Origin of the sequence: Stenotrophomonas sp. HMWF003, assembly GCF_003061285.1 — a bacterium.
Lineage (GTDB): Bacteria > Pseudomonadota > Gammaproteobacteria > Xanthomonadales > Xanthomonadaceae > Stenotrophomonas > Stenotrophomonas maltophilia_AP.
The window spans coordinates 502-7,675 of the sequence record NZ_QAIW01000410.1; the positions used below are offsets into that span (position 1 = coordinate 502).

Consider the following 7,174-nt stretch of genomic DNA (forward strand, 5'->3'; position numbering starts at 1 on the left):
CACGCCACTGGCGCCCTGCAGCAGGATCGGCCAGAGGAAATCGAAGCGCTGCTGCCCGGGCGTGCCGTACAGACGCAGGCGGTCGCCATTGGGAAGGTCGATGTCCGCGTAGTCCATCGCCACCGTGGTGGACGCCTTGTCCGCGCCCTGGCGGTCGCTGTTGTGCACGTCGGTGTTGATCACCGCACCGGCAGCGATGGCACGCACCAAGGTCGACTTTCCACACCCCATGCTGCCCAGCACCACGATCTTGTGTTCGCGCACGTCAGCCCCCGCCGCGCTGGCGCACGCTGCGCCACATGCGGGCCAGCAGGCCGCCGCCATCGCCCGCGCCCCCCGCCAGGCGCATGCCTGCGGCCGGTGCTTCCAGTGCGGCATACCCGCACAGGTAGGCCGGGTGCACGAACGCACTTACAGCCTCGCGCGGGATCTCCAGCAGCGTGGCGCACTCATCGACGCTGCAGGCGCGCTTGAGCAACAGCGAACACAACCGGAAGCTGTCGTGCTGGTGGCCCAGTACACGGAAGTCGGGCCAGCGCAGCAGGCGCACGCGGGCGTGCTGGCGCAGGCGTGCATCCAGATCGTGCCAGTGCGCTGGATGCTGGCCCCATTGCCACAACAGCGGGCGCAGCGGTTGCCGTGGCAACTCGCCGGCCAGCTGCTGGTAGCGCTTGGCGGCGATGCCGTGCAGGGCCAGGCGCTCGAAACTGTCCGACAGGGCCTGCGCCATCGCCACGTTGTCGCTGCCGTCGGGCACCACCATCTGGTCCTGCTCGAAATCCACCAGCAGCAGCGGCAGGCCATCCAGCGCCAGCACGGCGTGGCCATGCCGCGACTGCAGGCTTTCGCGCAGCACGCGCGTGATCGCCTTCGCGCTGCGGGCAGCGATGGGTTCCTCGATCGGTTCCGGTGCGGGCGGCATCTGGCGCAGTGCGTGTTCGATGGCATGGTCGTCCAGCACCGCGTGCTCGTCGCCCTGGCCATGGCGCAGGTGGCCATCCTGGTCTTCGATCCAGAACTGGATCTTCGGCCGCTCGCGCACCATGCGCAGCGCGGCATTGCGCAACGCGGGTGTGTCCTTGATCACCAATAGATCGCAGTCATCCAGGTCGCGGCAGCTGCGCACGGTGTCGGCCGGCAGTGCAGCGGCCGAGCGCAGGCGCTGCAGCAAGGCGTGCTCCCCCTGGATATCCGATCCGACCACCAGCACCCTGGCCATCGCCTTCCCCTGCGTTGTGAGAGATCACACTTGCTGCAGAAAAGATCGTCGATAGGCTATGCCATCAATACCGGGGCTTAAGTGATGTATCGCACAGATTGAACTGCCGTTTGTGCGCCGTGCGAGGGCGGGCAGATGCTGTGGGGACAAGGCAAGTTCCGTACCACTGGCGTTGACGCGGCCTTCATCAACATTCCGGGCGTCCCGGTGCACATCACAGTTCAGCGGCCTGCGGAAGGGAACGAACGGATGCGATAGAGTCGGTGCGTAGCGATGGGTCCAGCGGCACATGCAGGGAGGCAATGGAATGCGGGGCATGACAAAGGCCGGCGCCTGGTTCGCCGGTGGGCTGGGGGTGCTGTTGATGGGCGGGATGGCCTGGAGCGTGCTGCAGCGGTCGCCCGGCGTGGACGCCGAAGCGGCCCCCGTGCCCACGGCACCGCAGCGCGCGGCAGCCACTGCCCCTGCCGTCACCGCGCTGCCGATGTCCGCCGCGTCCCTGGCACGCATGGCCGAACAGGCCAACGCCGAGCTGGCGCAGCTCAACATCGCGGCGCAGGCCGGCGACCGCCTGGCCCAGCGCACCCTGGCCGAACGGTACGAGCACTGCACGTTCGTCAACCTGTCGCGTGCGGACTATCTGCGTGGCGTGGAGCATCTGGCCGACGGGGCGTTCGACCCGACGGCGGGCCCCGCCATCATCGATGCCGGGCGCCGCATCTACGCCCGCTGCGGGGGCAAGGAGGGACTGCGCTTTCCGCTCACCGCCGTGAGGTCCCTGCGCAGACAGGCAGCCGCCCAAGGCGACGTGGCATCGCAGGCGTGGCTGCATATGGCCACGCTGGAGACGTTAGACAAGGCCGATTACCTGGACCTGATCGAACAGTCGATCGCCGCCGACGATCTGAACGCCATGCGCTACCTGGGTCAAATGGCCTACCGCTACGACGATGACGGCAGTCACCCGGTCCTGGGCGAGCTGGCCGGATACGCATTGCAGATTGCCGCGTGCCGGCGCGGCGCCGATTGCGTGGCGGGTGGCCCGTTGATGGATCAGTTCTGTCAGATGGGGTCGTGCGGCAGCGGCGACTACGAGCAGGTGGTTCGCCACGAACTGCTGGCGCCTGGACAGCTGGCGCGGCTGGATGCAGCCATCGAACGGCTCACGCCGTTGTTCCCGGACCCGGTGGCCGCCCGGCGGTAGCGCCGATCAGGTTGGGAGCCGGCAGGTACCGGCAACAAAAAACCCGCGCCGAAGCGCGGGTTTTTGTCGATCACCGCAGGTGCGGCAGCGAGACCTTACAGCGCAGCCAGCGCGCCGTTGAAGGTGGTGCTCGGGCGCATCGCGGCCGAGGCCTTGGCCACGTCCGGACGGTAGTAGCCGCCGATGTCCACGGCCTTGCCCTGCACCGCAGCCAGCTCTTCGACGATCTTCTGCTCGTTGTCGGCCAGTGCCTTGGCCAGCGGGGCGAAGCGGGCCTTCAGGGCGGCATCGTCGTCCTGGGCGGCCAGGGCCTGGGCCCAGTACAGCGCGATGTAGAAGTGGCTGCCGCGGTTGTCGATGCCACCCAGCTTGCGCGACGGCGACTTGTCGTTGTCCAGGAACTGGCCGTTGGCCTGGTCCAGGGTCTTGGCCAGCACCGTGGCACCGGCGTTGTCGTAACGGTTGCCGAGGTGCTCCAGCGAGGCCGCCAGGGCCAGGAACTCGCCCAGCGAATCCCAGCGCAGGTAGTCCTCTTCCACGAACTGCTGCACGTGCTTGGGCGCCGACCCACCGGCACCGGTCTCGAACAGGCCGCCACCGGCCATCAGCGGCACGATCGACAGCATCTTGGCGCTGGTGCCCAGCTCCATGATCGGGAACAGGTCGGTCAGGTAATCGCGCAGCACGTTGCCGGTCACCGAGATGGTGTCCTCACCCTTGCGGATGCGGTCCAGCGAGAAGGCCGTGGCCTCCACCGGGGTCAGGATGCGGATGTCCAGGCCGGACGTGTCGTGGTCCTTCAGGTAGGTTTCCACCTTGGCGATCACCTGCGCGTCGTGCGCACGCGCGGCATCCAGCCAGAACACCGCCGGGGTGTTGCTCAGGCGGGCACGGTTGACGGCCAGCTTCACCCAGTCCTGGATCGGGGCATCCTTGGTCTGGCACATGCGCCAGATGTCACCGGTCTGCACGGCGTGTTCGAACACCACGTTGCCCGCCTCGTCGGTGACGCGCACGGTGCCGTCGGCCGGGATCTGGAAGGTCTTGTCGTGCGAGCCGTATTCCTCGGCCTTCTGCGCCATCAGGCCGACGTTGGGCACCGAGCCCATGGTGGCCGGATCGAACGCGCCGTGAGTACGGCAGTCGTCGATGACGGCCTGGTACACACCGGCGTAGCAGCGGTCGGGGATGACGGCCTTGGTGTCCTGCAGCTTGCCGTCGGCATTCCACATGCCACCCGAGTCGCGGATCATCGCCGGCATCGAGGCGTCGACGATGACGTCGCTGGGCACGTGCAGGTTGGTAATGCCTTTGTCGGAGTTCACCATCGCCAGGCCCGGGCGCTTGCCGTACTCGGCAGCCAGGTCGGCCTTGATGGTTTCCTGCAGGGCCTCGGGCAGCTGCGGCAGGCGCGCGTACAGGTCACCGATGCCGTTGTTGGGATCGAAACCGGCCTGCTTGAGCACGTCGGCGTGCTTGCCCAGCACGTCCTTGTAGAACTCTTCGACGACCACGCCGAACATGATCGGGTCGGAGACCTTCATCATGGTGGCCTTGAGGTGCAGCGAGAACAGCACGCCCTTGGCCTTGGCATCGGCGATCTGCGCCTGCACGAAGCTGGCCAGCGCGTTGCGGCTCATCACGGCGGCATCGACGATCTCACCGGCCTTGACCGCGGTCTTTTCCTTCAGCACGACGGTGGTGCCATCGGCCTGCTGCAGTTCGATCTTCAGGCTGCCGGCGGTGGCCAGCGTGGCCGACTTTTCGCTGCCGTAGAAATCGCCGCCGTCCATGTGCGCCACATGCGACTTGGACTCGGTGGACCACTTGCCCATGCGGTGCGGGTGCTTGCGCGCGTAGTTCTTCACCGACAGCGGTGCGCGGCGATCGGAGTTGCCTTCGCGCAGCACCGGGTTCACCGCACTGCCCTTGACCTTGTCGTAGCGCGCCTTGATGTCGCGCGAGACGTCGTCGGTGGGCACGTCCGGGTAGTTCGGCAGGGCGAAGCCCTGGTCCTGCAGTTCCTTGATGGCCGCCTTCAGCTGCGGCACCGAGGCGCTGATGTTGGGCAGCTTGATGATGTTGGCGTCCGGGGTGGTCGCCAGCTGGCCCAGTTCGGCCAGGTGGTCCACTTCCTTCTGCTCGTCCTTCAGGTAATCCGGGAACAGCGCCAGGATGCGGCCGGACAGCGAGATGTCGCGGGTTTCAACGGCAATGCCGGCGGTGGCGGTGTAGGCCTCGACGATCGGCAGCAGCGACTGGGTCGCCAGGAACGGGGCTTCATCGGTGAGCGTGTAGAGAATCTTGGGCGTGTTCGACATGGGGGACGGAGGCTCTCTTGCGAATCTGATGAGTGACCGCGCCGGGTGGGGCGCGCTGCGGGAAACTCCCGCATTGTCGCGTTTTAAGCCCCCCGGAGCAAAGCCGGGCCATACGCGAACGTATTGGAACACTGTGGTGCGGCCAGCTTCGTATCATCTGAAACCAGCCCATAAAAAAGACGCAGCCTCGCGGCTGCGTCCATCGTGAGCCTGTTGCCGGGAGAGAGTCGGCTGGCGGCTTACTTGACCTCGAACTCTTGCGGCGTTCCTGCCGCCTTACCATCTACCGTGACTTCCGCGCGGTACTTGCCCGCCGGCCAGCCCTTGGCATTCTTGAAGGTGACGTTGGTGGTCTCGGCACCGGTGGTGGTGAACGACTGGTTCTGCTCGCCCGCGACCTGGCCGTCCTGGAAGGTCAGCTTGGCGGCGATGTTGGCATTGCTGGCCGCGCCATCGGTGCGCACCGAGACGATGATGTCGTCCTTCGGCGCGAACAGCGCAGTCGTGGCCACGCTCTTGTCGGCGGCAGCGGTCTTGCCCACCGTCACCGCGGTGACGTTGACGCCGGCCGCAGCGGCCATCGGTTCGGGCGCTGCCGGCGTCATCGGTGCCGGTTCAGCCGGGGTCGTTGCCGCCGCCGGTTGCGCATTGTTGTCGGCGGTGTCTTCTTTCTTCTTGCAACCGGTCAATGCCACGGTGGCCAGCAGAGCAGCGAGAACGGCAGTACTGATGGATGTCTTCTTCATGTAATTCCTCCCTGGGAATTCAGTGGACTACAAGCAAGGGTGACTCAGGCTTTGGGCGGCAACTTGAGGGTCTGGCCCGGGAAGATCTTGTCCGGGTCCTCCAGCACGTCTCGGTTGGCCTCGAAGATCTTTTTCCAGGCGTTGGCATCGCCCAGTTCCTGCTTGGCGATCTTCGACAGCGAGTCGCCCTTCTGCACGGTGTAGGTGCCCCCGACCTTTTCGGCGGTGCTGTCCACCGAAGCGGTAACGCCGGAGAAATCCGCCTTTTCGACCTTCTGCGCGGTGCTGTCCACGCTGGAGGTGACACCGGAGAAATCGGCCTTCTTATCGGTACTCATCCACACACTCCCGTCTTCATTGACGACATGGGAGCGACGTTGTCACAGCCCGTGTTAATAGGGCATGGCGTGGATGTGAAGACGCGCCGAACGGGTGGACGCGACCACGTTTCGGGGGGTAGAGCCACCCCATGGGTGGCTGCGAGCGGTGCCGGGTTCCGGGGCAGCGACCCATGGGGTCGCTCTACCGGGCGGTGTTGGGTTCCGGGGCAGCGACCCGTGGGGTCGCTCTACCGGGCGGTGTTGGGTTCCGGGGCAGCGACCCGTGGGGTCGCTCTACCGGGCGGTGTTGGGTTCCGGGGTCGCGACCCGTGGGGTCGCTCTACCGGGCGGTGTTGGGTTCCGGGGTCGCGACCCGTGGGGTCGCTCTACCGGGCGGTGTTGGGTTCCGGGGCAGCGACCCGTGGGGTCGCTCTACTGGCGCAGGTCGCGGACGGTGCGGGCCGGCAGCTCGATGCCCGGGCTGGCCCGCCACGGGTTGATGTCCAGGCCGCCGCGGCGGGTGTAGCGCGCTTCCACTTCCAGCCACTGCGGTGCGCAGCGCTGGGTGATTTCGCTGAAGATCCGCTCCACGCACTGCTCGTGGAACTCGGCGTGTTCGCGGTAGCTGACCAGGTACTTCAGCAGTCCCTCGCGGTCGATCTGCGGCCCGTGGTAGCGGATGCTCACACTGGCCCAGTCCGGCTGCCCGGTCACCGGGCAATTGGATTTCAGCAGCGCCGAACTCAACGTCTCCGTCACCACCTGGGCGGCGTCGGCCGACAGGAACGCCGGCGCCGGCGGCCCGTAGCACTCGATCGCCACATCCAGCTCGTCCAGCGACTCGCCCTCGGCCTCCTCGACCAGCATCGGCACCCCGAACCGCACCGTCACCACCGCCCCGGCGCACCCGGAAAGATCGGCCGTGATCTGCCGCAGCGCCGCCTCGTCGTCGTCGAAGCGCGTGCTGTTGAGCGAATTGAGGTACAGCTTGAACGACTTGGATTCGATCAGATTGGGCGACGTGCACGGCACGCTGACCGTGGCCACCGCCACCCGCGGCTTGCCGCGCCGGTCCAGCCAGCTCAGCTCATAGGCCTGCCAACGATCATGCCCGACGAACGGCAGCGCCGCCTCGTCCAGACCGATCTCTTCACGCGCGCCACGGCGCGGAATGGGAAACAGCAGCGCGGGATCGTACTGCGACGGGTAAGCAACCTCGCGACCGAGGCTGGAGTCCTGGGGGGTATTCATCGCCCCATTTTACGCCGGTAGCCGCACGGCGTCCGGCAACGAAAAAGAAGGCCACCGCGACCCGGAGCCATTGCGACCCAGCCGGCGGGAAGACCGAAACCATCCCGCCGGCT

7 protein-coding genes are annotated in these 7,174 nt (G+C 66.7%); 1 reads left to right on the forward strand and 6 read right to left on the reverse strand.

Translation table 11 applies throughout. The features are described 5' to 3' along the window. Positions 1 to 264, reverse strand: a 264-nt coding sequence (locus tag DBR34_RS23790) for a GTPase (protein ID WP_258224078.1), incomplete at its 3' end; no start/stop codon positions are given. Between the two features lies 1 nt (position 265). Beyond that, positions 266 to 1,219, reverse strand: coding sequence for a hypothetical protein (locus DBR34_RS17520; protein WP_128097730.1), 954 nt, complete (start codon positions 1,217 to 1,219; stop codon positions 266 to 268). Between the two features lie 316 nt (positions 1,220 to 1,535). Here DBR34_RS17520 and DBR34_RS17525 point away from each other — a divergent pair, with 316 nt between their 5' ends. Then, entirely contained in the window at positions 1,536 to 2,423 is an 888-nt protein-coding gene (locus DBR34_RS17525; RefSeq protein ID WP_128097731.1) for a hypothetical protein, read from the forward strand. A gap of 95 nt (positions 2,424 to 2,518) precedes the next feature. On the opposite strand, the gene DBR34_RS17530 is transcribed toward DBR34_RS17525, so the two are convergent. From DBR34_RS17530 to queF, 4 genes are all read right to left on the reverse strand, one after another. Then, positions 2,519 to 4,744, reverse strand: a complete 2,226-nt coding sequence (locus DBR34_RS17530; protein WP_128097732.1) for an NADP-dependent isocitrate dehydrogenase — start codon at positions 4,742 to 4,744, stop codon at positions 2,519 to 2,521. A gap of 239 nt (positions 4,745 to 4,983) precedes the next feature. Next, positions 4,984 to 5,490: a hypothetical protein gene (locus DBR34_RS17535; protein ID WP_128097733.1), complete on the reverse strand. Its 507-nt coding sequence runs from the start codon at positions 5,488 to 5,490 to the stop codon at positions 4,984 to 4,986. A gap of 44 nt (positions 5,491 to 5,534) precedes the next feature. Further along, entirely contained in the window at positions 5,535 to 5,828 is a 294-nt protein-coding gene (locus DBR34_RS17540) for a LysM peptidoglycan-binding domain-containing protein (protein ID WP_038685816.1), read from the reverse strand. A gap of 414 nt (positions 5,829 to 6,242) precedes the next feature. Continuing rightward, on the reverse strand, positions 6,243 to 7,061 hold the full coding sequence (gene queF / locus DBR34_RS17545) for an NADPH-dependent 7-cyano-7-deazaguanine reductase QueF (RefSeq protein ID WP_128097734.1): 819 nt from the start codon (positions 7,059 to 7,061) through the stop codon (positions 6,243 to 6,245). Positions 7,062 to 7,174: the final 113 nt, after the last annotated feature.

What these genes read in the sequence shown, in the direction of transcription:
- DBR34_RS17520 (WP_128097730.1), bottom strand. Translation starts at nt 1,219, where the DNA reads ATGGCCAGGGTGCTGGTGGTCGGATCGGATATCCAGGGGGAGCACGCC.
- DBR34_RS17525 (WP_128097731.1), top strand. Translation starts at nt 1,536, where the DNA reads ATGACAAAGGCCGGCGCCTGGTTCGCCGGTGGGCTGGGGGTGCTGTTG.
- DBR34_RS17530 (WP_128097732.1), bottom strand. Translation starts at nt 4,744, where the DNA reads ATGTCGAACACGCCCAAGATTCTCTACACGCTCACCGATGAAGCCCCG.
- DBR34_RS17535 (WP_128097733.1), bottom strand. Translation starts at nt 5,490, where the DNA reads ATGAAGAAGACATCCATCAGTACTGCCGTTCTCGCTGCTCTGCTGGCC.
- DBR34_RS17540 (WP_038685816.1), bottom strand. Translation starts at nt 5,828, where the DNA reads ATGAGTACCGATAAGAAGGCCGATTTCTCCGGTGTCACCTCCAGCGTG.
- queF (WP_128097734.1), bottom strand. Translation starts at nt 7,061, where the DNA reads ATGAATACCCCCCAGGACTCCAGCCTCGGTCGCGAGGTTGCTTACCCG.